The sequence below is a fragment of the Anaerofustis sp. genome (genome assembly GCF_019420015.1).
Lineage (GTDB): Bacteria > Bacillota > Clostridia > Eubacteriales > Anaerofustaceae > Anaerofustis.
This window is the reverse complement of sequence record NZ_JAHZIA010000001.1, coordinates 57,640-81,794: the sequence shown is the minus strand read 5'-3', so window position 1 is coordinate 81,794 and position 24,155 is coordinate 57,640. Positions and strand designations below refer to the sequence as shown.

General features: G+C 30.6%; 28 protein-coding genes. 26 read left to right on the top strand and 2 right to left on the bottom strand.

Annotated features, from left to right (window positions below):
• Positions 1 to 23 precede the first annotated feature (23 nt).
• The 14 genes from QZ357_RS00460 to QZ357_RS00395 all read left to right on the top strand — a co-directional run bounded on the left by QZ357_RS00460 (position 24) and on the right by QZ357_RS00395 (position 13,351).
• Complete coding sequence (locus QZ357_RS00460) at positions 24 to 527, top strand: GNAT family protein (RefSeq protein WP_290770642.1); 504 nt, start codon at positions 24 to 26, stop codon at positions 525 to 527.
• A gap of 96 nt (positions 528 to 623) precedes the next feature.
• Complete coding sequence (locus QZ357_RS00455; protein WP_290770641.1) at positions 624 to 1,514, top strand: radical SAM protein; 891 nt, start codon at positions 624 to 626, stop codon at positions 1,512 to 1,514.
• Between the two features lie 83 nt (positions 1,515 to 1,597).
• A complete protein-coding gene (locus QZ357_RS00450; protein ID WP_290770637.1) occupies positions 1,598 to 2,251 on the top strand; it encodes a GyrI-like domain-containing protein in 654 nt (217 codons plus the stop codon).
• Between the two features lie 144 nt (positions 2,252 to 2,395).
• Positions 2,396 to 4,165 carry a hypothetical protein gene (locus QZ357_RS00445; protein WP_290770636.1) on the top strand — a complete coding sequence of 590 codons (1,770 nt, stop codon included), beginning with the start codon at positions 2,396 to 2,398 and terminating at the stop codon, positions 4,163 to 4,165.
• Between the two features lie 133 nt (positions 4,166 to 4,298).
• Complete coding sequence (locus QZ357_RS00440; RefSeq protein WP_290770632.1) at positions 4,299 to 5,207, top strand: ARMT1-like domain-containing protein; 909 nt, start codon at positions 4,299 to 4,301, stop codon at positions 5,205 to 5,207.
• Entirely contained in the window at positions 5,200 to 5,745 is a 546-nt protein-coding gene (hxlB, locus tag QZ357_RS00435; protein WP_290770630.1) for a 6-phospho-3-hexuloisomerase, read from the top strand. Before QZ357_RS00440 ends, hxlB begins: the two co-directional genes overlap by 8 nt.
• Positions 5,746 to 5,899: 154 nt before the next feature.
• Entirely contained in the window at positions 5,900 to 6,358 is a 459-nt protein-coding gene (locus QZ357_RS00430) for an NfeD family protein (RefSeq protein ID WP_290770625.1), read from the top strand.
• Between the two features lie 2 nt (positions 6,359 to 6,360).
• Positions 6,361 to 7,293: an SPFH domain-containing protein gene (locus QZ357_RS00425; protein WP_290770623.1), complete on the top strand. Its 933-nt coding sequence runs from the start codon at positions 6,361 to 6,363 to the stop codon at positions 7,291 to 7,293.
• Positions 7,294 to 7,295: 2 nt separating this feature from the next.
• On the top strand, positions 7,296 to 7,718 hold the full coding sequence (locus tag QZ357_RS00420; protein WP_290770622.1) for a type II 3-dehydroquinate dehydratase: 423 nt from the start codon (positions 7,296 to 7,298) through the stop codon (positions 7,716 to 7,718).
• A 239-nt stretch (positions 7,719 to 7,957) separates the two neighbouring features.
• Positions 7,958 to 9,409, top strand: coding sequence for an NAD(P)/FAD-dependent oxidoreductase (locus tag QZ357_RS00415; RefSeq protein ID WP_290770619.1), 1,452 nt, complete (start codon positions 7,958 to 7,960; stop codon positions 9,407 to 9,409).
• A gap of 1 nt (position 9,410) precedes the next feature.
• Positions 9,411 to 10,670, top strand: a complete 1,260-nt coding sequence (locus QZ357_RS00410) for an FAD-dependent oxidoreductase (protein WP_290770617.1) — start codon at positions 9,411 to 9,413, stop codon at positions 10,668 to 10,670.
• Entirely contained in the window at positions 10,670 to 11,023 is a 354-nt protein-coding gene (locus QZ357_RS00405) for a DUF1667 domain-containing protein (protein WP_366934098.1), read from the top strand. The genes QZ357_RS00410 and QZ357_RS00405 overlap by 1 nt, the downstream gene beginning before the upstream one ends.
• 302 nt (positions 11,024 to 11,325) lie before the next feature.
• The gene (locus QZ357_RS00400; RefSeq protein WP_290770615.1) at positions 11,326 to 12,489 is read left to right on the top strand and encodes a TraB/GumN family protein; all 1,164 of its coding nucleotides are present in this window, start codon (positions 11,326 to 11,328) and stop codon (positions 12,487 to 12,489) included.
• Positions 12,490 to 12,499: 10 nt separating this feature from the next.
• Complete coding sequence (locus QZ357_RS00395; RefSeq protein WP_290770613.1) at positions 12,500 to 13,351, top strand: prephenate dehydrogenase; 852 nt, start codon at positions 12,500 to 12,502, stop codon at positions 13,349 to 13,351.
• Here QZ357_RS00395 and QZ357_RS00390 read toward each other — a convergent pair.
• Complete coding sequence (locus QZ357_RS00390; protein ID WP_290770612.1) at positions 13,338 to 13,718, bottom strand: DUF4363 family protein; 381 nt, start codon at positions 13,716 to 13,718, stop codon at positions 13,338 to 13,340. The genes QZ357_RS00395 and QZ357_RS00390 overlap by 14 nt on opposite strands.
• A complete protein-coding gene (locus QZ357_RS00385; protein ID WP_290770611.1) occupies positions 13,718 to 14,350 on the bottom strand; it encodes a DUF421 domain-containing protein in 633 nt (210 codons plus the stop codon). The genes QZ357_RS00390 and QZ357_RS00385 overlap by 1 nt, the downstream gene beginning before the upstream one ends.
• A gap of 73 nt (positions 14,351 to 14,423) precedes the next feature.
• Between QZ357_RS00385 and QZ357_RS00380 the strand changes: the two genes are divergently transcribed.
• From QZ357_RS00380 to QZ357_RS00325, 12 genes are all read left to right on the top strand, one after another.
• Positions 14,424 to 14,630: a hypothetical protein gene (locus QZ357_RS00380; RefSeq protein WP_290770610.1), complete on the top strand. Its 207-nt coding sequence runs from the start codon at positions 14,424 to 14,426 to the stop codon at positions 14,628 to 14,630.
• A gap of 108 nt (positions 14,631 to 14,738) precedes the next feature.
• Positions 14,739 to 15,290: a hypothetical protein gene (locus QZ357_RS00375; protein ID WP_290770609.1), complete on the top strand. Its 552-nt coding sequence runs from the start codon at positions 14,739 to 14,741 to the stop codon at positions 15,288 to 15,290.
• A complete protein-coding gene (locus QZ357_RS00370) occupies positions 15,290 to 16,093 on the top strand; it encodes a TlyA family RNA methyltransferase (protein WP_290770605.1) in 804 nt (267 codons plus the stop codon). The genes QZ357_RS00375 and QZ357_RS00370 overlap by 1 nt, the downstream gene beginning before the upstream one ends.
• 3 nt (positions 16,094 to 16,096) lie before the next feature.
• Positions 16,097 to 16,960 carry an NAD(+)/NADH kinase gene (locus QZ357_RS00365; protein ID WP_290770604.1) on the top strand — a complete coding sequence of 288 codons (864 nt, stop codon included), beginning with the start codon at positions 16,097 to 16,099 and terminating at the stop codon, positions 16,958 to 16,960.
• Positions 16,950 to 17,408, top strand: a complete 459-nt coding sequence (locus QZ357_RS00360; protein ID WP_290770603.1) for an arginine repressor — start codon at positions 16,950 to 16,952, stop codon at positions 17,406 to 17,408. The genes QZ357_RS00365 and QZ357_RS00360 overlap by 11 nt, the downstream gene beginning before the upstream one ends.
• Position 17,409: 1 nt before the next feature.
• The gene (gene recN, locus QZ357_RS00355) at positions 17,410 to 19,107 is read left to right on the top strand and encodes a DNA repair protein RecN (RefSeq protein ID WP_290770601.1); all 1,698 of its coding nucleotides are present in this window, start codon (positions 17,410 to 17,412) and stop codon (positions 19,105 to 19,107) included.
• Positions 19,108 to 19,180: 73 nt separating this feature from the next.
• Entirely contained in the window at positions 19,181 to 20,458 is a 1,278-nt protein-coding gene (gene spoIVB / locus QZ357_RS00350) for a SpoIVB peptidase (protein ID WP_290770599.1), read from the top strand.
• A gap of 81 nt (positions 20,459 to 20,539) precedes the next feature.
• On the top strand, positions 20,540 to 21,313 hold the full coding sequence (spo0A, locus tag QZ357_RS00345) for a sporulation transcription factor Spo0A (protein WP_290770598.1): 774 nt from the start codon (positions 20,540 to 20,542) through the stop codon (positions 21,311 to 21,313).
• Between the two features lie 113 nt (positions 21,314 to 21,426).
• A complete protein-coding gene (locus QZ357_RS00340; protein WP_290770597.1) occupies positions 21,427 to 22,146 on the top strand; it encodes a GntR family transcriptional regulator in 720 nt (239 codons plus the stop codon).
• 318 nt (positions 22,147 to 22,464) lie between these two features.
• Positions 22,465 to 22,950: a sigma-E processing peptidase SpoIIGA gene (locus QZ357_RS00335; protein WP_290770593.1), complete on the top strand. Its 486-nt coding sequence runs from the start codon at positions 22,465 to 22,467 to the stop codon at positions 22,948 to 22,950.
• Positions 22,951 to 22,964: 14 nt separating this feature from the next.
• Complete coding sequence (gene sigE, locus QZ357_RS00330; protein WP_290770591.1) at positions 22,965 to 23,666, top strand: RNA polymerase sporulation sigma factor SigE; 702 nt, start codon at positions 22,965 to 22,967, stop codon at positions 23,664 to 23,666.
• Positions 23,667 to 23,850: 184 nt separating this feature from the next.
• Positions 23,851 to 24,155, top strand: a 305-nt coding sequence (locus tag QZ357_RS00325) for a Mur ligase domain-containing protein (RefSeq protein ID WP_290770590.1), incomplete at its 3' end; no start/stop codon positions are given.

Sequence of the window (24,155 nt, the reverse complement as noted above, 5' to 3'; positions counted from 1 at the left end):
TAGGTGTTAAAAGGTGAAGTGTTATGGATTTTCGATTAAAAGATTGGAGTTTTGATTACGCAGAGAGTATTGCAATAAATGCAAACAATAAAAAAATTTCTAATAATTTAAGAGACGTTTTTCCTTATCCTTATACCATGAAAGATGCCGATTATTTTATAGAAGATTGTATAAAAAACAAATACAACAATAATATAAACAAAGCAATAGTTGTGGATGACAAGGCGGTAGGAAGTATAGGGATAACTCTTTTAAATGATGTTTACAGAAAAAGTGCAGAAATAGGATATTGGTTGGGGGAAAATTATTGGAATAAAGGTATCGTAACCGAAGCTGTAAAGATTATAGTTAAAGAAGCTTTTGAAAGATTTGATATTGTAAGAATAAATGCCGAAATATTTTCGGATAACGTATCATCAAAGAGAGTTTTGGAAAAAGCAGGATTTAAATTTGAAGGAGTAAAAGAAAAAAGTATATACAAAAACGGTGTTTTAAAAGACAGTTTACTATATGCTTATATAGAATGAAAAAAAGACTGTACGGTTATGGTCTTTTTTTATTGCATTAAAAAAATATTTTTGGTATAATTAAAACAAACAAATGTTCTATATAGGTAAAGTAAAATGAATATAAAGGAAATTCAGTGTAAAAGTGCGATTAACAGAATCTCAAAATCAAGACTTCCTTATAATTTGGATATAAACATATATAGGGGGTGTTCCCATGGGTGTAAGTATTGTTATGCCGTCTATTCAAATAAATACTTGGATTCTGATAATTTTTTTGATGACATATTTGTAAAAAAAAATATAGTGGAAATATTGGAAAGAGAGCTTAGAAAGAAACGAAAAAGAGAAGTAATAAATATAGGCAGTGTTACAGATTCTTATCAGCCCCTAGAAAAAAAGTATAAAATTATGCCTGATATTTTAAAACTTATGATTAAATACAAACAACCGATAATCATTTCCACAAAATCAGATTTGATATTACGTGATATTGAGTTGATTGATGAACTTTCTTCTGTTGCATATGTGAATATTGCCTCAACCATAACCGTTATGAATAAAGACATTCAAAAAAAGATAGAACCGGGAAGTTCTGGCAGTTTAAGTCGTATTAATATGCTTAAGGAAATAAAGAGAACAAAGGCTGGTGCAGCAATTCATATGATGCCTATCATACCTTATATTACAGATGATAGTGAAAATATTGAAGCTATATTCAAAGAGGGAAAAGAGATTAATATAGATTATATTTTGACAGCTCCTCTTAATTTAAAAGGTGATACTAAAAAAATATTTTTTAATTTTGTAAAAGATTATTTTCCTAATGAGTATTTAGGATTAAAAAATCTTTATAAAGATAAATTTTTTGTAAGTAAAGAGTATATGTATAAGTTAAACAGAAGGATAAAAACAATTAGAGATAAGTATGGGATTAGTGAAGATTATAAGAAAGGAATAATTGAATATAATTTGAAAAGTCGAGGAGAACAGTTAACGTTATTATAATATGTTTTTTGTTTGGAATTGATAATTTAAGTAATAAGTATTTAACTTTGATTAAATATATAAAACGATAAAAGAGGTGCGGTATGAATAAATTAGATTATAAAAAAGAATACAAAGATTTGTATATGCCTAAAAAGACTCCTAGTATAGTGAATGTTCCTAAAATGAATTTTATAACTGTAAAAGGAAAGGGGAATCCGAATACTTCTTCCGATTATAAAATGGCATTGGAAATACTTTACGGACTTTCTTTTACTATAAAAATGAGTAAGATGAGCAAAGATCCGAAGGATAAAATCGCAGGATATTTTGAATATGTGGTGCCTCCTTTGGAAGGATTGTGGTGGATTGAAGATGAATATTTTGATGGGATGAATATAAAAGATAAAGATAAGTTTTCTTGGTATTCAATGATCAGACAACCGGAATTTGTTACTGCGGAAGTATTTGAAAGAGCAAAAGAAAAATTGATACATAAAAAAACAGATTTGGATTTATCAAATACAAGTTTTAAGAGTATTGAAGAAGGACTTTGTGTTCAGATTATGCATATGGGTTCATATGACGATGAAATACATTCCATAAAAAAAATGAATGAATTTATTTTAAAAGAAGGTTATAAAACCGATATTTCAAAGGATAGGCTTCATCATGAAATATATCTGTCTGATCCGAGAAAAGTAAAAAATATAAATAATTTGAAGACGGTAATCCGACATCCTATAGTTAAAGCATAAATTTTTCCTTAAAGCAAGAAACGCCAATTAAAATTAAGTATACATAATAAAGTATGTATGTTTGTATTAAAATACAATATATCTCTTAATTTAATATTTTTTATGGTATTATTATTGGTAATTAGAAGTAAGGATAAGACTATTATGAAAAAGAAGATATTAACTTTTTGTACAATATTTTTAATAGCATTTACAACTCTTAACGGTTTCGTTTTAGGGTTTACTTCTTATGATGAATATTATAATACCAAATATTTATACAGTATTAAAGTTCCAAAAGATATCAAAAATGTTTTGATGGAAAATAATCAGTCTTCGGTTATAATCCCTTATGAAGATCAAATAAGACTTGAGATAAAAGTTGAAGATGTAGATGATTTGATAACAGATGATGATATTGATAAATATGATATAAGGGATACCGATAAACTTGATTTAAAAAGTGATGTATTTGAAAATACTTATGCTTCCGAAAGCTATTTAAAAGAAAACGGAGATAAAATAGTAAAACAATTTGCTCCATCTCCAAGTGTTACGTCTGTTGAAAGTTTTAAAATGGACAGGCGAAATGCATTTAAAATTTTTTATAATACGAAAATAACCAGTGCAGACAATAAAAAAATGACAGGTCATGGTCTTGTTTTATTTACAATAGATCAGGGAAATGTATATTACTTTATATTTACTGATAACTCTCTTGAAAAAAGCAATATTACAGATTATGATTTTATAAATAAGGCGATATCCAGTATTAATTTGGAGGATTTTGATTATACTCCGTTTATTTTAATAGGTATACTTTGTGTTATTTTATATATTTTATTGATGAGCCTTTATTTGAAGGCAGAAAAACGTGCAATGGAGCGCAAAGAAAGACGATTAAGAGAAAAAGAGCTTAAGAAGAAAAGGGCTCTTGGGATTGAACCTGTAAGCAGGGATGATGAATATGAATATTATGACGAAATAGTTTTGGAAGAAGCCGACGAGAACGAAGAGGTTGACGGAGAAACAGTGTTTACCGTTGAACAAATAATGAAGTTATACCCTAGTTTAAAAGATATAAAAATAAGACCTAGGGGTGAAGATAGCAAAGAAGAAGATCTTTCTTTTGAAAATAATAATTTATCTGAGTATAAAGACATAGAAAAAGATATTGAAAATAAAATAAATAATAAAAACGAAGAAAGTATAGAACTTGGAAGCGGAGTTGCCGCAATGTCTGCCGTTAGCGGTAATGAACCTGATTTCTTTGAGATTTCCGATAGTAAAGATATAGAAAGCGAAGCTGGTTTTGAACTTGTAAAAAATGATGATGAACCGGAACGCAGTCTTTATAAAGTTGTTAATGATGAATACAATGATGATGAGGATAGTTTTGTTTTTGAAGATGTTGATGAAACATTATTCGAAGATAAAAAAGACAATAATATAAATCTAACATTTAAGCAAGAAGGAAGCGGAAACGATACGGGTGTTGATGTTAATGAATTCGGTAACGATATTGATGAAGAAACTTCTGATGATTTTGGATATGACTTTAAGGTTAATGATATCGAAAAAGTTGAAAATGATGAAGTGGTTATCGATGAAGAAGAATTGTTTGAAAATATCCTTGAGCATAGAGAAGATAATTTTAAGGAGGAATCCGATTTAGAACCTTTAAGCGAAAAAGAGGAAATATCCCAAGAAGATATTGAAGATATAATAAGTGAAGTAGCTAAAATGGATGAGACAAGTGAAGGGTTTGCAGGCGATGAAGAAGATCTAAAAAGTAAAGAAGATATATCTTCAGAAGATGAAACAAAAGAAAGCCTGGATATTGATTCAAATGAAAGTGTAGTTAAAGAAAATGAAGAGCATGGTGAAAAAGAATATGATGAGTACGCCGAAGCTCTGGAGTTCTTTGACGAATAGTAATATTGATATATTATAAATTAAAAATAAAAGCCGAAATTGATAATAATCATATCGGCTTTTAAAGTTTTTACTATGATTTTATTTGTTTTTGTAGTAAAATAAAATAAAAAGTTAAGTTTATGGAGGGGTTATGGCTAATTGCGAGGCATGTCTTGAATGTAACAGAAAAAGGTATACAAAAATCGCAGAAAAGTTTATACCGGAAGAAAAAAGAGAACAATATTTAAAAGAAGTTTCTGATGCTGTAAGAGAAGCTCCTTATCAGGAAATGGAGTCTGCCTGGGAGAGAATTACCAGAAGATATTTAAAAACTGACAATATACATCAAGAAGCAAGAGAAAAGTTCCAAAAATGTATTTTGGATATGAAAGATGATATTGAAAGTATGCTTGATGAGAGTGATGATGTAATAAATGACGCGATTAAATTTGCTATTGCGGGTAATGTCATTGATTTCTCAACAATGCCCAATTTAACATTTGATGAATTAAAAGAAATTATTAATAACGTAAAAGATTTTAAGTTTGATGAAGAGCTTTATGCTAAGTTTATTTCTGAACTTGAAGACTCAAAAGAGATAGTAATACTTCTTGATAATGTCGGAGAAGTTGTTTTAGATGCTTTGTTATGTAAAAAATTAAAGGAAGTATATCCTGAAAAACATATTACGGTTGTTCCGGCATCTTATCCTATTTCCAGTGATGCGACACCAAAAGAAGCATATGAGGCGGGAATGGCGGATTATGCGGATATTGTTCCTAACGGTAATGATATCGTAGGTACATATTTACCGAAATGTTCAAAGGAATGTATTGAAGTACTTGACAATGCAGACATTATTATTTCAAAAGGAATGGCTAACTTTGAAGTTATGTCAGGAAGTAAGTATAATGTTTACTATTTTTTCCTTTGTAAATGCAAATTTTATTGTGATGCACTGGATGCACAAATGATGCAGGAAATGTTTATAAGTGATAAATATTCAAATGTAAAAGCTAGAATGAAAGAAACTTGGGAGGTACTAGGAAGAGATGAATAAGAGAAAAGAAGTAGCTAATGAATTAGTAGAATTAATGGAAAAGGTTGATGATGCTCAAATTGAAGCATTCAAAAAAATCATTGAAAGTTCAAACAGAATTTTTACTGCAGGAATGGGAAGAAGCGGTTTTATGATGAGAGGTTTCGCTATGAGACTTATGCATATGGGGTATAAGACTTATGTTGTAGGTGAAACGACAACCCCTGCTATTTTAGAAGGAGATGTTTTGGTTTTGGGTTCCGGTTCTGGTAAAACTTCAGGACTTGTTGCAATGGCAAAAAAAGCAAAAGAAATGGGTGCAAAAATCGCACTTATTTCATCTAATGACAAAGAAGGCATTGCGGAAGTGGCAGATTGTGTTGTAAAAATAGAAACTCAGGCAAAAGATAAATCAGACAGCGGTAAATCAATACAACCTATGGGAACGTTGTTTGAACAAGGTTTATTGCTGGTTTGTGATTCTGTAATATTGGATTTAATGGAAGACATAGATACTGATGGCGCGGAAATGTATAAAAATCATGCAAATTTAGAGTAGAATTTTAATAAATACATCGTTTGGCAGTTTTGTAAAGCGGTGTATTTTTTTATTTAAAGGTTAAAATACAATAGACGATAAATTATTAATTTTTTATTAGAAGTGATTTAATTATTTTGTAATATGATATAATACTTAAAAGGAGAGAGGGAAAATGAATATTACAAATGAGAATATGATATTGATTTGGTTAATACTTCTGGTAGCTTTTGTGGTTGTGGAACTCATGACTACGCAGCTGGTTTCTATTTGGTTTGCCGGAGGGGCTCTTATATCATTGATATTGAGCTTTATGGATTTTGGAATTATATTTCAAATAGTTGTATTTTTTGTTACTTCGGTAGTTTTCCTTTGTATTACTTGTCCTATATATCATAAGTATATAAAAAGGGATATTGTACCTTTAAACGCAGATAGCTTAATAGGTACAAGTGCTGTCGTTATTTCAAAAATAGACAACAAGTTGGGTATTGGTCAGGTAAAGGTAAAAGGTCAGGTTTGGTCTGCAAATTCTTTTACCGATGAAATAATAGAAGAAAATGAAGAAGTAAAAATCAAAAAAATTGAAGGGGTACATTTAATTGTACAAAAAGAAAATGATAAGGAGGGTTAAAAATGTTTGGTATAGTACTTTTTATATTACTGATTATTTTAATTTTGATTGTTTTGGTTACAAATATAAAGATTGTTGCGCAATCATACGCTTATGTGGTTGAAAGATTGGGGTCATATAAAACCACATGGGAAACGGGGCTTCATTTAAAGGTTCCATTTATTGAGGTTGTTGCGAAGAAGATATCTTTAAAGGAACAGGTGATAGATTTTCCGCCACAACCTGTTATAACAAAAGATAATGTAACAATGCAAATAGATACTGTCGTTTACTTCCAGATAACAGATCCTAAACTATATACGTATGGTGTAGAAAGACCGATTCAGGCAATTGAAGTTTTGACGGCGACTACTCTCAGAAATATTATAGGTGAAATGGAATTGGATGAGACATTAACAAGCAGAGATGTCGTTAATTCAAAACTCAGAGTTATATTGGATGAAGCAACGGATCCTTGGGGTATTAAAGTTAACAGAGTGGAACTTAAGAATATTCTTCCTCCTAGAGAAATTCAAGATGCTATGGAAAAGCAAATGAAAGCAGAAAGGGAAAGAAGAGAAAGTATCTTAAGAGCAGAAGGGGAAAAGAAAAGTGCGATTTTGATAGCCGAAGGTGAAAAAGAAGCTGCAATATTAAGAGCTGAAGCCGAAAAGCAAAGCAAAATAAAAAAAGCAGAAGGGGATGCCGAAGCTATTATAAAAATGCAGGAAGCTAATGCAGAAGGTATAAGAATGATAAATGAGGCAAAAGCTTCTCATGAATACCTTGCATTAAAATCCCTTGAAACATTCTCTGAAGTTTCCAAAGGAAAATCTACGAAGATTATCATACCTTCGGAAATTCAAAATATGGCAGGATTGTTAACTTCTTTAAAAGAAACAATTGATGATGATAATATTGAAACTTTAAGTAAAAACGAAAAGGTTAATAAGTAATCATGGATAAGAAAGTTTTGGTAATAAACGGTCCTAATATAAATATGCTGGGAAGAAGGGAAAAAGATTTATACGGGAAAGAAGATTACAACTACTTATGTGAAATTATTAATAAGAAAGCTAAAGAACTTGGTTATTTGGTTGAGATGTATCAATCAAACAGTGAAGGCAGCATAATAACAAAAATACAAAATTCCCTTGATGAGTTTGATGATATCATAATTAATCCTGCCGCGTACACACATACTTCAATCGGAATATTGGATGCGCTTAAGATGTTTAAAGGACGTATAATAGAAGTCCATATAAGTGATATAAGTGAAAGAGAAGAGTTTAGAAAGCTTTCGTATGTTTCTTTGGTTGCTTATAAGAGAATAATAGGTCAGGGATTAGATGGATATTTAATGGCCTTGGAATCTTTATAGTGTATTATGAAAGCAGCGATATCTCGCTGCTTTTTGTGTAACATTTTTTCATATTAATAAAAAACTTTACATAAGTAACATAAAACTATTGAAATTATTTACGAAAAGATATATAATATAGAAAAATAATTTAATTACAATTAAATAGCGGAAGAGATTAGAAGAGAAACCGCAACATATTATGCTTTATTGTTATAAAGTGTATTATGTTGTTTTTTTGTATTTACAAGGAGGATGTAATGAAAGAAATGTATGATGTGCTAATTATAGGTGCAGGTGTTGTAGGCTGTTCAACGGCGAGAGAACTTTCAAAGTATGATTTGGATATAGCCGTAGTCGAAAGAAGAGAGGATGTTTCCTGTGGAACTTCAAAAGCGAATTCGGGAATGATTCATGGTGGATATGATGCCACACACGGAACATTAAAAGCAAAACTATCAAAAAGGGGTAATGAACTTTTTACGATACTTGATGAACAACTTCATTTCGGTCATACAAGATGCGGTTCTCTTGTATTGGCATTTGATGATGAAGATATCGAAACCTTAAAGAAATTACAGGAAAACGGAAATAAGAACGGTGTTGAAACCGAAATAATCGATATTGACAGAATACACGAAATAGAGCCTAATATTTCAAATGATGTAGTTGCGGCTTTATACTGTAAAACCGCAGGTATTGCAATGCCGTTTCAATACTGTGTTGCTTTAGCAGAAAATGCAATAGCAAACGGAGTTGATTTTTATTTTAACGAAGAAGTTATCGATATAAATAAAAAAGACGGGACTTTTACCGTAAAAACAAAAGATAATGAATATAAAGCGAAATACGTTATTAATGCAGCAGGTGTTTATGCTGATAAAATTTCGAGCATGATTTGTGATACTAAATTTAAAATAACTCCAAGAAAAGGGGAGTATATGCTTCTTGACAAGTGTGAATCAAGTAAAGTTCATCCCGTAATATTCCCTACACCAAAAGCGCACTCAAAAGGTATTGCTCTTACTCAATCTCATGACGGAAATATATTGGTTGGTCCGAATGCAGAATACATAGATGACAAAGAAGATGTCTCAACAGATGCACAGACTCTTGATTCAGTATGGAAACAAACAGAAAGATTTTTAATAAATAAGTTAGATAAAAGTAAAGTTATAACTCAATTTTCAGGACTCAGAGCCGTTACTGATTCTCAAGATTTCATTATAGAAGAGAGTTCCACAAAAGGATTTATCAATGCCGCGGCCATTCAATCTCCTGGATTTACAGTATCTTATGCAATTGCGGAAATGTTGGTTGATATAGTCAAAAAAGCGGGATTGGAACTGAAAGAAAACAAAAACTTTAATCCAAACAGAAAAGGTTATGTAGATCTTGAAAAAATGACCCAGGAAGAAATAAATGAGCTTATAAAAAAAGATCCTAGATTTGCAAGAGTTATTTGCAGATGCGAGACTATAACAGAAGGACAGATAGTGGATGTACTCCACAGAGGAATAAAAGTTACTACATTAGACGGAGTAAAAAGAAGAATGAGAGCCGGAATGGGAAGATGTCAAGGCGGTTTTTGTTCACCTAGGGTAATGGAAATCATTAAAAGAGAATATGATATGAATTATGAAGATGTTACCAAAAAAGGAAAAGATTCGTACATTTTAACAGGAAAACTTAATAAAGGAGGTAACAACTAATATGAAAAATTATGATTTGGTTATTATAGGTGGTGGACCTGCTGGGTTAAGTGCCGCTATATCGGCAAAAGAAAACGGAGTAAAAGATGTTCTTATTCTTGAAAGAGACGTAAGACTTGGAGGAATATTAAACCAATGTATTCACAACGGTTTTGGACTTCACAGATTTAAAGAAGAGCTTGCCGGCCCTGAATATGCAGGAAAAGATATAGATACCATTATGAGACTCGGGGTTGATGTAATGCTCGATACAATGGTTATAAAATTAGAAGAAGATAAAACAATTCATTTTTTAAATAAAGAAACGGGATATCAAAAGATAAAACCTACTGCTGTAGTTCTTGCAACAGGATGCAGAGAAAGAACCAGGGGAGCCTTAAATATGGCAGGGGCAAGGCCAAGCGGTATCATGACTGCGGGAACAGCTCAAAGATTTGTAAATATGGAAGGGTATATGGTAGGTAAAGAAGTCGTAATCTTAGGTTCAGGGGATATAGGTCTTATAATGGCAAGACGAATGACTCTTGAAGGTGCTAAGGTAAAATGTGTTCTTGAATTGATGCCTTATTCAAACGGACTTCAAAGAAATATTGTTCAGTGTTTGGAGGATTATAATATTCCTTTAAAGCTTGCGCATACGGTAGTTGATATAAAGGGAAATGAAAGACTTGAGGCTGTTGTGGTTGCAAAAGTTGATGAAAACAGAAATCCAATAAAAGGAACAGAAGAAGTTATTCCTTGTGACACTCTTCTTTTATCTGTAGGTCTTATTCCTGAAAATGAACTTTCAAATATGGCAGGAATAGAAATAGATCCAAAAGTCAGAGGACCTTATGTGTCTCAAAACAGACAAACGAGCATAGAAGGTATATTTGCTTGCGGAAATGTATTACAGGTTCACGATCTTGTAGATTTTGTGTCAAATGAAGGTTTTATTGCAGGAAAGGGAGCAGCCGATTATATCAAAAACGGGAATACCGTAAATGAAGATATTAAAACAAAAGGGGTCCTTCCTATTTCATATACTGTACCGCAAAGTATTTCCACCAAAGACTTAAAAGAAGATGTATCAATGTTTATGAGAGTAAATAAAGTGATTGCCGGAGGATGTATTGTTGCCAAACTTAACGGTAAAGAGATATTCAGAAAAAAAGAGCTTAAATTTTTACCGGGTGAAATGATTAATATAAGTATAAAAAAAGATTTAATCAAAGATGAAAAAGGGAAACTTACATTTGAAATTGAGGAGGCTTGTAAATAATGAAAAGAGAATTAACATGTATATGTTGTCCGAGAGGATGTAGCCTGACTGTCGATTATGAGGGTAAAGAGGTTTTTACTGTAGAAGGTAATTTTTGTCCCAGAGGTGATAAATACGCAAGAGAAGAGATAGTAGAGCCTAAGAGAGTCGTAACCTCTACCGTAAAAGTAGAAGGCGGAAAAGATAATGTTACCAGTGTGAGAACGAACGGAAGCATTCCAAAGGATAAGATATTTGAAGTAATGGAAGAAATAAACGGGATTACTTTAAAATCACCGGTTAGAATAGGAGATATTGCAAAGAAGGATATTTGCTCTACGGGAGTTGATCTTGTTGTTACAAGAAATGATTAAAATTTTATGATGATATTTTTCTGTAATTAACTTTAATTTAATATGTTTAACCAATAAAAAAGTCCTTATAAGGACTTTTTTATATGTAAGTTTATTTTATTTTTTACTGTGCAATAATATATCGTAAATAAATTATTTTATGAAATAGTTATAAAATACTTTATTTAATAAGAAAAGACCTCTATAATATTTATATGACTATAATTGATAAATTCTATATTGTACCGATTAGTAATAAAGTTTTATAATATTAGAATTTAAATTTTCTATTATAAATATTATTTTTATGAATAGGAGAAAATATGTCTGAAAACATAAAACATATTACAATTAATAATAAAGACATAACTTTAGTGGGAACAGCTCATGTTTCAAAAGAAAGTGCAAGGGAAGTCGAAGAAGTAATTAAGGAAATAAAACCCGATAATATATGTATCGAGTTGGACGAAGGAAGGTATTCCTCGTTAGAAAATGATGAAAAATGGAAAGATACGGATATTGTAAATGTCATTAAAGAAAAGAAGACAACGCTATTGCTTGTAAACTTGATATTGAGTTCTTATCAGAAAAGAATAGCTGAAAGTTTTGATATAAATTCCGGTCAAGAAATGATAAATGCCATTAATCTTTCAAAAGAAATGAATGTAAAACTTACTTTGGCAGACAGAGATATAAAGACAACCTTTTTAAGAATATTCCGTAAGATGTCATTATGGGAAAAAATGAAGTTATTATCCGGGCTTATAATGAGCTTTTTTGAGGATGAAGAACTGACGGAAGAAGATTTGGAAAACATAAAAGAAGGAGACTTTATCGAGAATGCTCTTCTTGAAATAAGTGAAGATTTCCCCGATTTAAAAACATATCTTGTCGATGAAAGGGATATTTATCTGTCTCAGAAAATTAAACATGCTGATGGTAATAAAATTGTTGCTGTTGTCGGAGCGGCTCATTTGAACGGTATAATTAAAAACATTGAAAAAGATATTGATTTGAAAGATATAGAAGAAATTCCCCAAGGCAGTAAAACCGGTAAAATTATAGGGTTCTCGATTCCTCTGTTTATAATAGGGATGATTATTATAAGCATGTTTAGAAATTTAGATACCGGATTTTCACAGATTATAAGCTGGATATTATTTAACGGTACATTAAGTGCACTGGGAGTTATTTTTGCACTTGGGAGCTTACCTTCTGTTCTTACGGCATTTGTGGCAGCTCCCATAACTTCTTTGAATCCTCTTTTGGCTGCAGGGTGGTTTGCCGGATTGGTTGAAGCACATATTAAAAAGCCTAAGGTTTCGGATTTTGAAAATTTAAGCGAAGATTTAAACAGTTTTAAAGGTCTTTGGAAAAACAGGATAACAAAAATATTACTGGTAGTAACATTTGCGAATATAGGAAGCACTGTTGGAACTATTGTTGCCGGTGCTGATATTTTTAAAAGTTTTTTGAGTATATTTTAAGAGGTGAGAAATGAATATAGCTGTAATAGGGCTGGGACTTATAGGTGCGTCTTTTGCAAAAGGAATAAAGAAAAACACCAATCATAATGTATACGGATTTGATATTAATAATGAGACTCTCGTTAAAGCAAAGAGAGACTCAACCATAGATGATATTATTCTTCTTGACAATATGGAAAATATAGACATTGCAGTAGTTGCTCTTCATCCTATAAATACAATTGAAGTAAGTATAGATATATTAAAAACAATGAGAAAGGGAAGTACACTCATTGACTTATGCGGAGTAAAAGAAAGAATAGTAAGTGCAATTGAGCCTGAAGCTTTAAAAAGAGGCGTGGATTATATAGGAGCTCATCCAATGGCAGGAAGAGAGCTTTGGGGATATGATGCCGCGATAGATGATTTATTTAAAGGAGCCAGTTTTATTATTACAAAAACGGCAAAAACAAATGAAGAAAAAATATTATTGATAAAAGAATTAGTGAAAGGAATGCAGTTTAAAGAGTGTGTTATAACGACTCCAAAAGAACATGATAAAATTATCGCTTTTACTTCTCAACTTGCACATGTGGTATCAAATGCTTATGTAAAAAGTCCTTCTGTTTTGGAAGAGCGTGGTTTTTCTGCAGGAAGTTTTCTTGATTTAACAAGAGTTGCAAAGTTAAATGAATATATGTGGAGCGAGTTGTTTATTATGAATAAAGATGCGTTATTGTTTGAAATTGATAATATTTTAAATAAAATCAACGAATATAAGACAGCTCTCGAAAAAGATGATATAAATCAAATGCAAGAGCTGCTTAGAGAAGGAAGAATATTAAAAGAAAAAAGCAACGAAAACCACTCTAAAAAATATTAGTTATATTAACTTTTTCTCTTTCGTATATATTATTTATATAATATTTCAGAGAATTTAAGGAAGCCGTCAGTTCTTTGTCGGCTTCTTTTTTTAGTTGAGCTTCGCACTGTTTTAATGTTACGTCTACGTTATCTATCTCTTGGTGGTTTATTATTAAAAACCATATTTTCTTACTGTCTTCTGTTTTTCTTTTTAACATATTAAAATTAACAGCAGCATTTTTATAATCTTTATTATCCGTTAAATTTATCAACCTGTCTATTGAAGTACTTAATTCTTCCGTTGATGTTTTTACATAGTTATAGCAATAAACGTTAAGTCCGAACAATATAATCAGCAAAAATGCCGCAAAACCAAATGATCTCATTATTGCAATTTATCCTTTCTTATAACATATAGTTGGTTGTTGTAAACATATGCCCAAAATACATCTGTATCATTGTATATATCTTCTTTTTTTAACATATTGGTAAGTTTTTCGTTTGTATAGTTTACCAGTTGAAAGCTCTCATTTAATCTTTTACCGTACTTAATAAGGCTTATTGGAAGACCTTCTCCGCTTTTCTTTACAAAACTAGGATCTCCGTTTGCTTCTAAAATCAAATATGATACTTCATTTAAATCCAATATATCGTTATTTCTGAGTTGCTCACATAAGTCATCTATTCCAATTAACATTTTTGACATTTGTTTTTGCATTAATTTACCGTCGTATATCAAATATTCGGGTTTTCCGCATATAAAACTTCGTAGTCTTTGATTTTTATAGGTTAAAAAAGAAATACTTGTTTGAAGAAAAATCAAAACTATAAGAGGTATAATACCATTTAGCAAAGGGATATTTACATCACCTATAGGTTGTGTAACTATATCTGCAATCATTATCGTTATTACCAGCTCGAAAGGCTGATATTCGCTTATTTGCCTCTTTCCCAGAAATCTTATAGCAAACAGAACAAGAAAGTAAATTACGGCTACTCTAATAAAACAAATTAACATGATTAAAACCTTTCTTTTTTTTTGGTTTTAGTATATGATATAAATGGATTTTTATAACATGGAGAGTATAAATATGAACAGTTTTTTTAATTATTTTAAGGAGATAATTAATATAGTAAATCCTTTGCTTTTATTTATCGTATTGGTATCGCTTATTTCTTTTCTGGGGTATCTCAGAGGAAAAATAGAAAGTTATTTTAATGATATAAAAAAGATATCAAATAATATTGAACGGTTGGCAGATAATGAGGATATAAAACGCAATAACTACTATATGTAGTTGTTTTTATAGAAAAATTGACTTATTTTTGATATAAAAATGCTTTGTTTAATATAGGTATTCAAATAAAACAAAATTATGTTATAATATATGGAAATTGGAGGAAATATGTCGAAGGATAAGAAACAAGATGGAAAAAGTTGGGCAATTAAGATTACTTTTTTAACTTTTATACTATCTATGTCATTTAATGTAATAAGTGAAGCTCTTGTAGGTAATGCAGGGTTGATTGGTGCATTATTTGTTCTTTTTGCCATTATAGCCATAGGTATAATATGTGATATGGTTGGAACGGCTGTTACAGCAGAAGGAGTTGCTCCTTTTAACGCTATGGCCGCAAATAAAGTAAAAGGCGCAAGAAAAGCCGTGGATCTTGTATCAAAAGCTTCACAGGTATCCAACATATGTAACGATGTAATAGGTGATATATGCGGTATTATAAGCGGTGCAACGGTCGCAATAATTATCGTCAAAATAGCAGCCATATATAACCTAAAAGAAACCGTTGTTATAAGCATAATTTTAAATGGATTGGTTGCGGCTTTAACCGTTGGAGGAAAGGCGCTCGGGAAACATATTTCCATGAATAACTCTACTGAAATAGTGCGAAAAGCTGCTGTATTTGTAGAATTATTTTCTTTTAGAAGGAGGAAGTCATAATGAATAAAAAAGAAAGATTAGACGTTCTTCTTTTTGAAAGCGGTATGGCAGAAAGCAGAGAAAAAGCCAAGAGACTTATAATGGCAGGACTTGTATTTGTAAATGATCAAAGGATTGACAAGGCAGGAACAAAAGTTGATATATATTCTAATATTATGATTAAAGGAAATGACAATCCTTTTGTGAGTCGGGGTGGATTTAAACTTGATAAGGCCATAAAAGTATTTGATGTTGATGTTAAAGATAAAACTTGTATGGATATAGGTGCATCTAGCGGAGGTTTTACGGATTGTTTGCTTCAAAACGGAGCAGAGAAAGTTTACAGCATTGATGTAGGATATGGACAATTTGCTTACAAGTTGAGAAAAGATCCTAGGGTTGTTTGTTTGGAAAAAACAAATTTCAGAAATATGGAATTTGAAAAAATAGGTGAAACCGTAGATATTGCTGTTATGGATGTTTCTTTTATTTCAATATTAAAACTTGCCGATAACTTACTTAAATTCTTAAAAGATGACGGAATTTATATTTGCTTGATAAAACCGCAGTTTGAAGCAGGGCGGGAATTGGTCGGAAACGGAATTATAAAAGATATAAATATACATAAAAAAGTTGTTAAAGATGTAATATACGGTCTTAAAGATAAAGGATTATATGTAGAAAAATTAGATTATTCTCCGATAAAAGGACCAAAAGGAAACAGGGAGTTTATTGCTCTAGTAACAAAAAACAAAGATAATCTACTTGATATAGATCTTGCTGTTGAAGAGTGTGTGGAAAAGTCGCATAAGGAGCTCAATTAGAAAATGAAAGAAAGATATGTTGGAATAATAACGAATTATAAAAAAGATAAATATATGGACTTTACAAGGCAAATCGTGCATTATCTGTATGATCGAAACATTCATATGTATCTTGAAGAGCCCTTGAACAATCCGAATATTGATAATTTTTCTATACTTAACGAAGATAATATAAAAAAAGTTGAGTTTCTTATAATAATAGGGGGAGACGGAACAATACTAAAAGCTTTATCTCAAATAGGTAAGTATCAAAAACCTATTTTGGGTATAAATTTCGGTAAAGTCGGATTTTTGGCAAACGTAGAAAAAGGCAAATGGAAAAAATATGTAGATAAGGCTCTTGATGGGAGCTATACTCTTGACGAAAGAATGTTATTAGATGTATATGATAAGGAAAATAATTATATAGGTTTTGCTCTTAATGATGCTGTGTTGTTCAGAAAAAATCATTATGGGGTTGCCGAATATAAAGTTTATATAAATGATGAGGTTTTTGCCGATTATCTTGCTGACGGGGTAATTATTTCCGGACCTACAGGATCAACTGCATATAATCTTTCAAGCGGAGGACCTGTTGTAAATCCAAATTGTGATTTATTTATTATAAATCCAATATGTGCTCATACTTTAAACAGTACAAGTATAATAGTCAGTAGTGAAGATGTTGTAAAAATAAAATTCAATCCTTGCATAACCAGTATATACATAGACAGTATGGAACCTAAAATTCAAGGAAATGAAATAATAGTAAAGAAAAGCAGTTTAAAAGCACCGTTTATCAGATTTGATGATTATAATTTCTATTCTTTACTTGTAAATAAAATAAAAAACCCTATTGCCGAAGGAGAAATTGATAATGAAAATTGACAGACATTCGAAAATTTTGGAGATACTAAACAAATATGAGGTTGAGACGCAGGAAGATTTGACAAATTATTTACGTGAAGCCGGTATAAATGTAACACAAGCAACCGTTTCAAGAGATATAAGGCAAATGAAGCTCGTAAAAGTAATGACCAAAAGCGGAAAATATAAATATGCCGCGTACACCAATCAAAGTTCTGATTTGGATGACAGAATAGTTAATGTATTCAGAGAAGCGGTATTGACGATTGATTATGCCAATAATTTTGTTTGCCTTCATACTATAACCGGAATGGCTCAGGCGGCAGGAGTTGCAATTGATGCACTTAAGTTGAATGAGGTTATAGGTACTGTGGCAGGAGACGATACATTGTTTATTTTGGTAAGAAACGAAGACAGTGCAAAAGAACTTGTGAAAAAATTCGAATCACTTTTGAAGAAAGGAAAATAATATGCTGTTATCGCTTAATGTCAACAACTATGCAATCATAGATAAATTAAGTATTGATTTCGAAGAAGGCTTGAATATTATAACAGGTGAAACAGGAGCAGGAAAATCTATAATTATAGGGGCATTATCCTTAGTTTTGGGAGAGCATGCAAAGAGTGAGAACATAAGGACAGGTAAAGACAAGGCAAGCATTCAAGCTTTGTTTACCATTCCTGAAAATAATGATGATTTAAGAAGGGTTTTAAATGAACTTTCGATAGATATAAGCGACGATACTTTGATTTTATCCAGGGAGATAAATGTCAAAGGCAGAAGTATTTGTAAGATAAATTCTACTTTGGTTAATGTTTCAACTTTAAAAGAGGTAGGAACCCATCTTATTGATATACACGGTCAACATGAGCATCAAAAGCTTCTAAATCAACATACTCATTTGGATTTTTTGGATTCATATGCGAATAATCAGATAAAAGATATTTTAAGAAAAGTAGAAGACTCTTATAGTTCGTTTAAGAAAGCAGAAAAAGATTTTAATGAAATAAAAAACAAAGCAAAAGATAATGAAAATAACTTTGATACTCTTACCAGACAGTTTGAAGAAATTGATGAGATCGAACTTACACCCGGTGAAGATGAAGAGCTTATAAAAAGGGAAAAAATACTTTTAAATTCGCAAAATATTTATAATTATATTGACAAAACATACTCTCTTTTATATAAAAACGAAAATAACGTACTTGAAAATTTATCGGAAGCCGATAAATCATTTTCTCAAGTGGAGATATTCGATGAAAGCGTAAAAGAAAATATTGAAATGCTTAGAGAAGGAAAGACTCTTATTGATGAGGTAGTTTTCTTCCTTCGGGATTACAGAGACTCCATAACCTTTGATCCTGTTGAGCTTAACGATATAGAAAGCAAATTAAATAAAATAAATAATCTTAAAAAGAAATACGGTTCTACAATAGAAGAAATTTTGGAATATAAAGATAAAATAAATTCACGGTTGGAACTTATTAATAATTATGATGAAAAAATAGCAGCACTTAAAAAAGAGCTTGCGGAAAAGAAAGATACATATTTAAAAGCTGCTTATGAATTGAGAGAAAAAAGGATTAAAGCTTCAGAAGATTTTTGCAGTAAAATAACAGAAAATTTACAACTTCTTTCAATGAAAGGGACTGTTTTTACAGCACAGTTCAAAGATTTGAGTGAAAATAATCTATATACAAAAAAAGGTGTTGACGATATTACTTTCCTCATTTCAACAAACAAAGGAGAAAGTTTAAAAGCATTGAATAAGGTTGCATCCGGAGGCGAAATATCCAGAGTTATGCTGTCTTTTAAACGAGTACTTTCTCAAAACGATAATATTGATTGTTTGATTTTTGATGAAATAGATACGGGTATAAGCGGTCAAACTGCCCTTGTTGTCGGTAAGCAGATGTGGGAACTCAGCAAAAATCATCAAATACTTGCTATAACCCATCTTCCGCAAATTGCATCTATGGCAGATACTAATTATTTCATAAAAAAAGAAATACGAGAAGATAATACGTACACTTCATTCGTAAAATTAAACGAAGAAGAAAAAGTAAATGAATTGGTAAGGATTATCAGCGGTGAAAATATAAGCAATAATGCTTTGATGTATGCTAAAGATATGCTTACTAATGCAGAAAAAATAAAAAAATCTTAAACACTTTATAAGTTTGTTTATATTTTTTTCATAAATGGAAAAAATATATAAAAAAACAAACGAGGTAAAAAGTGTGAAAATAATAAATAACAAAAAAATTCTTTTAGGGTTTTTAACTATAATATTAATATTTTCGGCTTATCTATTATTGCTTAATTACAATACTAAAGAAATAGCTGTTTTATCAAGTCAAACTACCAGTGTTTCATTAAATTTGCCTAAGAATTGTAAACTTGAAAATGAAAGCAAGGATTTAAAAGTAAACGGAAAATCCAATTCGGAATATAAAATTGATGATGATAAAATTAAAGTTTACTCCAATTCCACAGGTAAATATAAATTAAAAGCTAAGTTGTTTGGACTTATTCCTATAAATAATTACAATATAAATGTTATCCCAAATGTAAAACTTTTCCCGTCCGGAAGTTTGGTTGGTGTAAATATGAACACCAAAGGTGCTATTGCCGTACAATTTCAGTCTTTTATAAATAAAGATGATGATGAGGTCTGTCCGGCAAAAGAAGCAGGTATAAGGATGGGGGATATAATACTTGAGATTGACGGTAATAAAGTTTATAACGCCACTGAAGTTATAAACGAGCTTAATAAAATAACTCATAAAGAAGTTTCTATGGTCATAAAAAGAGAAAATACTGAACAAACCATAAAAATACTACCTGAAAAAGCAAAGAAAGACAATAAATATAAAATCGGGTTATGGGTGAGGGATAGTGTTGCGGGAATAGGAACTTTAACATGTTACAATGAAGATATGACAAGATTTGTTGCTTTAGGACATAGCATAAATGACGTTGATACCGGTATTATAATGCCGGTAAAAAACGGAGATGTTATAGAAAGTGAATTAATAAGTATCGTCAAAGGACGAAGGAATTCACCTGGTGAGCTTAGAGGAGTATTAAAAGCGGATAAAAAAGACGTAATAGGTTCCATAAATTTAAATAATGATTATGGTATTTACGGAGATGTTACGAAAAAATCAGCTTCTTCTGGCAAAGCTTTAAACATCCTTCTTCAAGATAAAATAAAAGAAGGGGATGCACAGATTTTAACAACTGTTGACGGTAGCGGTCCAAGGCTTTTTGACATTAAAATAAAAAAAACTTACAGACAAACAAAGAAGAATACTAAAAGTATGCTTATAGAAGTTACAGATAAAGAGCTTCTATCGAAAACCGGAGGTATTGTTCAAGGTATGAGCGGCAGTCCTATAATTCAGGATGGAAAGCTTGTAGGTGCCGTTACACATGTTTTTATTTCCGATTCAACTAAAGGGTATGGGATATATATAGAATGGCTTTTAGAAGATTTGTTAACTAAACAAAATTAGACAAACTTTGCATTAAAATTGTAGTAATCTTTAAAAGAAATTAAAATAAAACAAAATAATATTTAATCAGGAGGAGAAATTATGGTATATAAAGTTGCAATTGCAGATGATAATGAGAAATTTGCTTTGGCTGTAAAAGACCATTTCGAAGAACAGGAAAATTATAATGTGGTGGGAGTAGTAGGAAACGGGAAAGATTTGATTGATATTGTCGATAAAGAAAGACCCGACATTCTGCTTGTGGATACTATCATGCCTATGCTTGACGGTATAGGAGTGCTTGAAAAGTTAAACAAAAAAGAGATGGAGGATTATTCTCCCCATGTAATTATGATGTCGGCAGTAGGCGGAGAATCATTTACAAGACAAACGGTAAATCTTGGAGCTGACTATTACTTTTTAAAACCCTTTGATTTTAATGAATTATCTAGAGAAATAGATGCTTATTTTTCTCCTGATGTTAAGGATGAACCAAAAGAAACACAAGATAAAAAAGATAATAATTATCAAGTTATGGTTACTTCTATTTTGCATGAAGTGGGAGTTCCTGCTCATATAAAAGGATACATCTATTTAAGAGAAGCCATTAAGCTTGTCATAGATGATGTTGAACTTTTGGGTGGAATAACAAAAACATTGTATCCAATGATTGCAGAAAAATACAATACAACACCAAGCAGAGTTGAAAGGGCCATAAGACATGCAATAGAAGTTGCATGGAACAGAGGTAGAGTTGAAACTATAGATAAGATATTCGGTTATACAATAGATCAAAACAAAGGAAAACCTACTAACTCAGAATTCATTGCAATGGTAGCTGATAAAATGAGACTTGACATAGGACAATATGCATAATAGACAATTTTATATAAATATTTAGAGTGATAATGATGTTTATCACTCTTTTTTGTTGATTTAAATATGTTTTTATATTAAAATATATGAATAATCAATAAGGGGTAATAATAATGGAAAAAGTATATCAATATAGCAAACTTTATACGTATTTTAAAGAAAAGATAGAAAACGGATATTATAAACCGGGAGATTTAATACCGCCTGAACCCGAAATAGAAAAGATGTTTAATGTCAGCAGAACGACTGTAAGAAAGGCTGTCGATTTACTTTCAAGAGAAGGTTTTTTAAAAGCTCAACAGGGAAAGGGGACAGTCGTTACAGATAACAAGACAATGCAAAGTTTAAATCATGTTACGTCTGTATCTGAAACTTTAAGACATAAAGGGTATGATGTTAAACCAAAGAACATATTTATAGATACCGTAGCTGCAGATGATTTTATAAGTGAGCGATTGGGAATAGAAAATGGTACGATGATTATAAGAATTCAAAGGATACAGCTTGCAAATGGTGTTCCTATAGCAATAGTTAAAAACTATTTAAGAAAAGAAGATGTTCCCGAAATAATGAAAAGACAGGATGATATAACTTCACTTTATGCATTTTTGGAAAGAGAATATGGAATAAGCTTTGATTCTGCTACAGAACTTATTTCTGCAAAAAATGCAACATTCGAGGAAAGTCAAATGCTTGATATCCCTGTAGGCAATGCATTGATAGAACTTAAAAGGACCTGTTTTATGGGGCAAAAACCTATTTGTATTGACCATTCCAAAATTGTGGGAAGTAAATATGAATTGGAAATTGAAATGGTCGGAAGAGAAAAATAAAATCACAGTTTAATATTTTTATTTTATAAAGTCTTTTTGTTAAAAACGAAAAGGCTTTTTTGTTTTTTATTCTTGATTTATATTAAATATTTCCAAATAGGTTATTTAATTTCTCATTTCAATATGATTAGCATTAAAAGCAACAAAAAAGATTTTTAATTGGCATTCTCATTACAAAACATATTAAATTTGTTTTAAAGCACAAATAAATCGGTTGATTTTAAATATTATTATATTCTTTTATAACAAATTCATATAATTTCTTTATGACAAAAAGATTAATTCTCAAAGTGTAAAATAGCATCAGAGGTGAAGGAAATGTTTAACAAAAGAAATATTTTTACAGGTATTTTTACCGCTTTAGGTGCATATATATTATTTAGAAAATTAAATAATATAATGTTTAAACTTTATTATTCATGTACGTTATATTCTAAAGAGAGAAATATTTCATTTGTCGGATATTTGGATACGGGAAATTTTATAAAAAGTATTAATGGAGAAGACGTAATCATAGTTCACAGTAAAATAATAAATGAGATATTAAATACCAATCTTTCTTTTACTCTGGAAGATTATAATGATTATCTGTTTATCTATAACAATCTTCCTTTGTCTGTAAGGAATGATCTTACTTACACTTTTTACACTACTACCGATAAAAAGAATATTCTTCCTATTTTAAGGTTTGACAAAATTATTCTTGAAAACAATAAATATAAAAAGATAATTTATAATCCTTGTATCGGTATACTTGATATTGACTTGTCGGAAGCGCTGCTTCCCGTATCAATAATAAAATAGCTTTGGGGGTTTTTATGATTAATTTATTTGTGATGTTAAAAAGAAAGAAGCTTAATAAAAATAAGCTGTTTTATATATCCGGTTCTTATATGCTCCCTCCACCTTTGACAAAAGAAGAAGAAACTGAGGTATTAAGCAGGCTTAACAGTGATAAAACAAACAAAACCAGAAGTATATTGATAGAAAGAAATTTAAGGCTTGTTGTTTACATAGCAAAAAAATTTGATACATCTTCTGCCAGCGTTGAAGATTTGATTTCAATAGGAACCATAGGACTCATTAAAGCGGTTAAGACTTTTAAGGTTGAGAAGAACATAAAGCTGGCAACATATGCTTCAAAGTGCATTGAAAATGAAATACTCATGCATTTAAGAAAAGTAAACAGAATAAGGGGAGAGATTTCTCTTGATGAACCTCTTAATGTTGATTATGACGGGAACGAACTTCTTTTATCGGATATTCTTGGGACAAACGGAGATCCCGTAAAAGACAAAATAGACGATGATGTAAATAAAGAAATAATGCTTCTTGCGATAGATAATTTAAAAGAAAGTGAAAAAGAAATCATAAATTACAGATTTGGTCTTAACGGTAAAGAAAAAAAGACTCAAAAAGAATTGGCAAATATGCTTAATATATCTCAATCTTATATTTCCAGATTGGAAAAAAGAATTATTTCAAATTTAAAAAAAGAAGTTAAAAGAATGTGTACATAACATAGAAGGCTTTTGCCTTCTTTTTTAATGAATATTATATTAAGTTTATTTAAAGGTATTTATTTTATGATAAATTAATGTTATTATTTTATGTAGAGTTTTAAAATATATAAAAAATCATAAAGTTTAAAATACTGTTTAATAAGAAAATAATGGTATGATTTTTTAATAAGGAGCTTTAGTTTTGAAATTAAAAAGTATTATTGAAGGTTATGATTACATTTTAAAGGGTAATGATAACATAGAAAACACAGATATTTTAGATTTAACTTTTGATTCCAGAAAATGCAATAAAGGATCCATGTTTTTTGCCATAAAAGGATACGAAACAAACGGGCATAAATTTATTGATAAAGCTATACAAAATGGGGCTTTCGTAATTTGCCACAGTGAAGATTTGGATGACTATAATCCTGGTATTACATATATAAAGTGCAAAAATACCAGAGATGCACTTGCGTATTTTTCAAACAGATTTTACTCTTTTCC

What these genes read in the sequence shown, in the direction of transcription:
- QZ357_RS00370 (WP_290770605.1), top strand. Translation starts at nt 15,290, where the DNA reads ATGAATAAAAAAGAAAGATTAGACGTTCTTCTTTTTGAAAGCGGTATG.
- QZ357_RS00455 (WP_290770641.1), top strand. Translation starts at nt 624, where the DNA reads ATGAATATAAAGGAAATTCAGTGTAAAAGTGCGATTAACAGAATCTCA.
- QZ357_RS00395 (WP_290770613.1), top strand. Translation starts at nt 12,500, where the DNA reads ATGAATATAGCTGTAATAGGGCTGGGACTTATAGGTGCGTCTTTTGCA.
- QZ357_RS00375 (WP_290770609.1), top strand. Translation starts at nt 14,739, where the DNA reads ATGTCGAAGGATAAGAAACAAGATGGAAAAAGTTGGGCAATTAAGATT.
- QZ357_RS00380 (WP_290770610.1), top strand. Translation starts at nt 14,424, where the DNA reads ATGAACAGTTTTTTTAATTATTTTAAGGAGATAATTAATATAGTAAAT.
- QZ357_RS00420 (WP_290770622.1), top strand. Translation starts at nt 7,296, where the DNA reads ATGGATAAGAAAGTTTTGGTAATAAACGGTCCTAATATAAATATGCTG.
- QZ357_RS00340 (WP_290770597.1), top strand. Translation starts at nt 21,427, where the DNA reads ATGGAAAAAGTATATCAATATAGCAAACTTTATACGTATTTTAAAGAA.
- spo0A (WP_290770598.1), top strand. Translation starts at nt 20,540, where the DNA reads ATGGTATATAAAGTTGCAATTGCAGATGATAATGAGAAATTTGCTTTG.
- hxlB (WP_290770630.1), top strand. Translation starts at nt 5,200, where the DNA reads ATGAATAAGAGAAAAGAAGTAGCTAATGAATTAGTAGAATTAATGGAA.
- QZ357_RS00460 (WP_290770642.1), top strand. Translation starts at nt 24, where the DNA reads ATGGATTTTCGATTAAAAGATTGGAGTTTTGATTACGCAGAGAGTATT.
- QZ357_RS00335 (WP_290770593.1), top strand. Translation starts at nt 22,465, where the DNA reads ATGTTTAACAAAAGAAATATTTTTACAGGTATTTTTACCGCTTTAGGT.
- QZ357_RS00385 (WP_290770611.1), bottom strand. Translation starts at nt 14,350, where the DNA reads ATGTTAATTTGTTTTATTAGAGTAGCCGTAATTTACTTTCTTGTTCTG.
- QZ357_RS00390 (WP_290770612.1), bottom strand. Translation starts at nt 13,718, where the DNA reads ATGAGATCATTTGGTTTTGCGGCATTTTTGCTGATTATATTGTTCGGA.
- QZ357_RS00445 (WP_290770636.1), top strand. Translation starts at nt 2,396, where the DNA reads ATGAAAAAGAAGATATTAACTTTTTGTACAATATTTTTAATAGCATTT.
- recN (WP_290770601.1), top strand. Translation starts at nt 17,410, where the DNA reads ATGCTGTTATCGCTTAATGTCAACAACTATGCAATCATAGATAAATTA.
- QZ357_RS00365 (WP_290770604.1), top strand. Translation starts at nt 16,097, where the DNA reads ATGAAAGAAAGATATGTTGGAATAATAACGAATTATAAAAAAGATAAA.
- QZ357_RS00450 (WP_290770637.1), top strand. Translation starts at nt 1,598, where the DNA reads ATGAATAAATTAGATTATAAAAAAGAATACAAAGATTTGTATATGCCT.
- QZ357_RS00405 (WP_366934098.1), top strand. Translation starts at nt 10,670, where the DNA reads ATGAAAAGAGAATTAACATGTATATGTTGTCCGAGAGGATGTAGCCTG.
- sigE (WP_290770591.1), top strand. Translation starts at nt 22,965, where the DNA reads ATGATTAATTTATTTGTGATGTTAAAAAGAAAGAAGCTTAATAAAAAT.
- QZ357_RS00400 (WP_290770615.1), top strand. Translation starts at nt 11,326, where the DNA reads ATGTCTGAAAACATAAAACATATTACAATTAATAATAAAGACATAACT.
- QZ357_RS00410 (WP_290770617.1), top strand. Translation starts at nt 9,411, where the DNA reads ATGAAAAATTATGATTTGGTTATTATAGGTGGTGGACCTGCTGGGTTA.
- QZ357_RS00430 (WP_290770625.1), top strand. Translation starts at nt 5,900, where the DNA reads ATGAATATTACAAATGAGAATATGATATTGATTTGGTTAATACTTCTG.
- QZ357_RS00360 (WP_290770603.1), top strand. Translation starts at nt 16,950, where the DNA reads ATGAAAATTGACAGACATTCGAAAATTTTGGAGATACTAAACAAATAT.
- QZ357_RS00425 (WP_290770623.1), top strand. Translation starts at nt 6,361, where the DNA reads ATGTTTGGTATAGTACTTTTTATATTACTGATTATTTTAATTTTGATT.
- QZ357_RS00415 (WP_290770619.1), top strand. Translation starts at nt 7,958, where the DNA reads ATGAAAGAAATGTATGATGTGCTAATTATAGGTGCAGGTGTTGTAGGC.
- QZ357_RS00440 (WP_290770632.1), top strand. Translation starts at nt 4,299, where the DNA reads ATGGCTAATTGCGAGGCATGTCTTGAATGTAACAGAAAAAGGTATACA.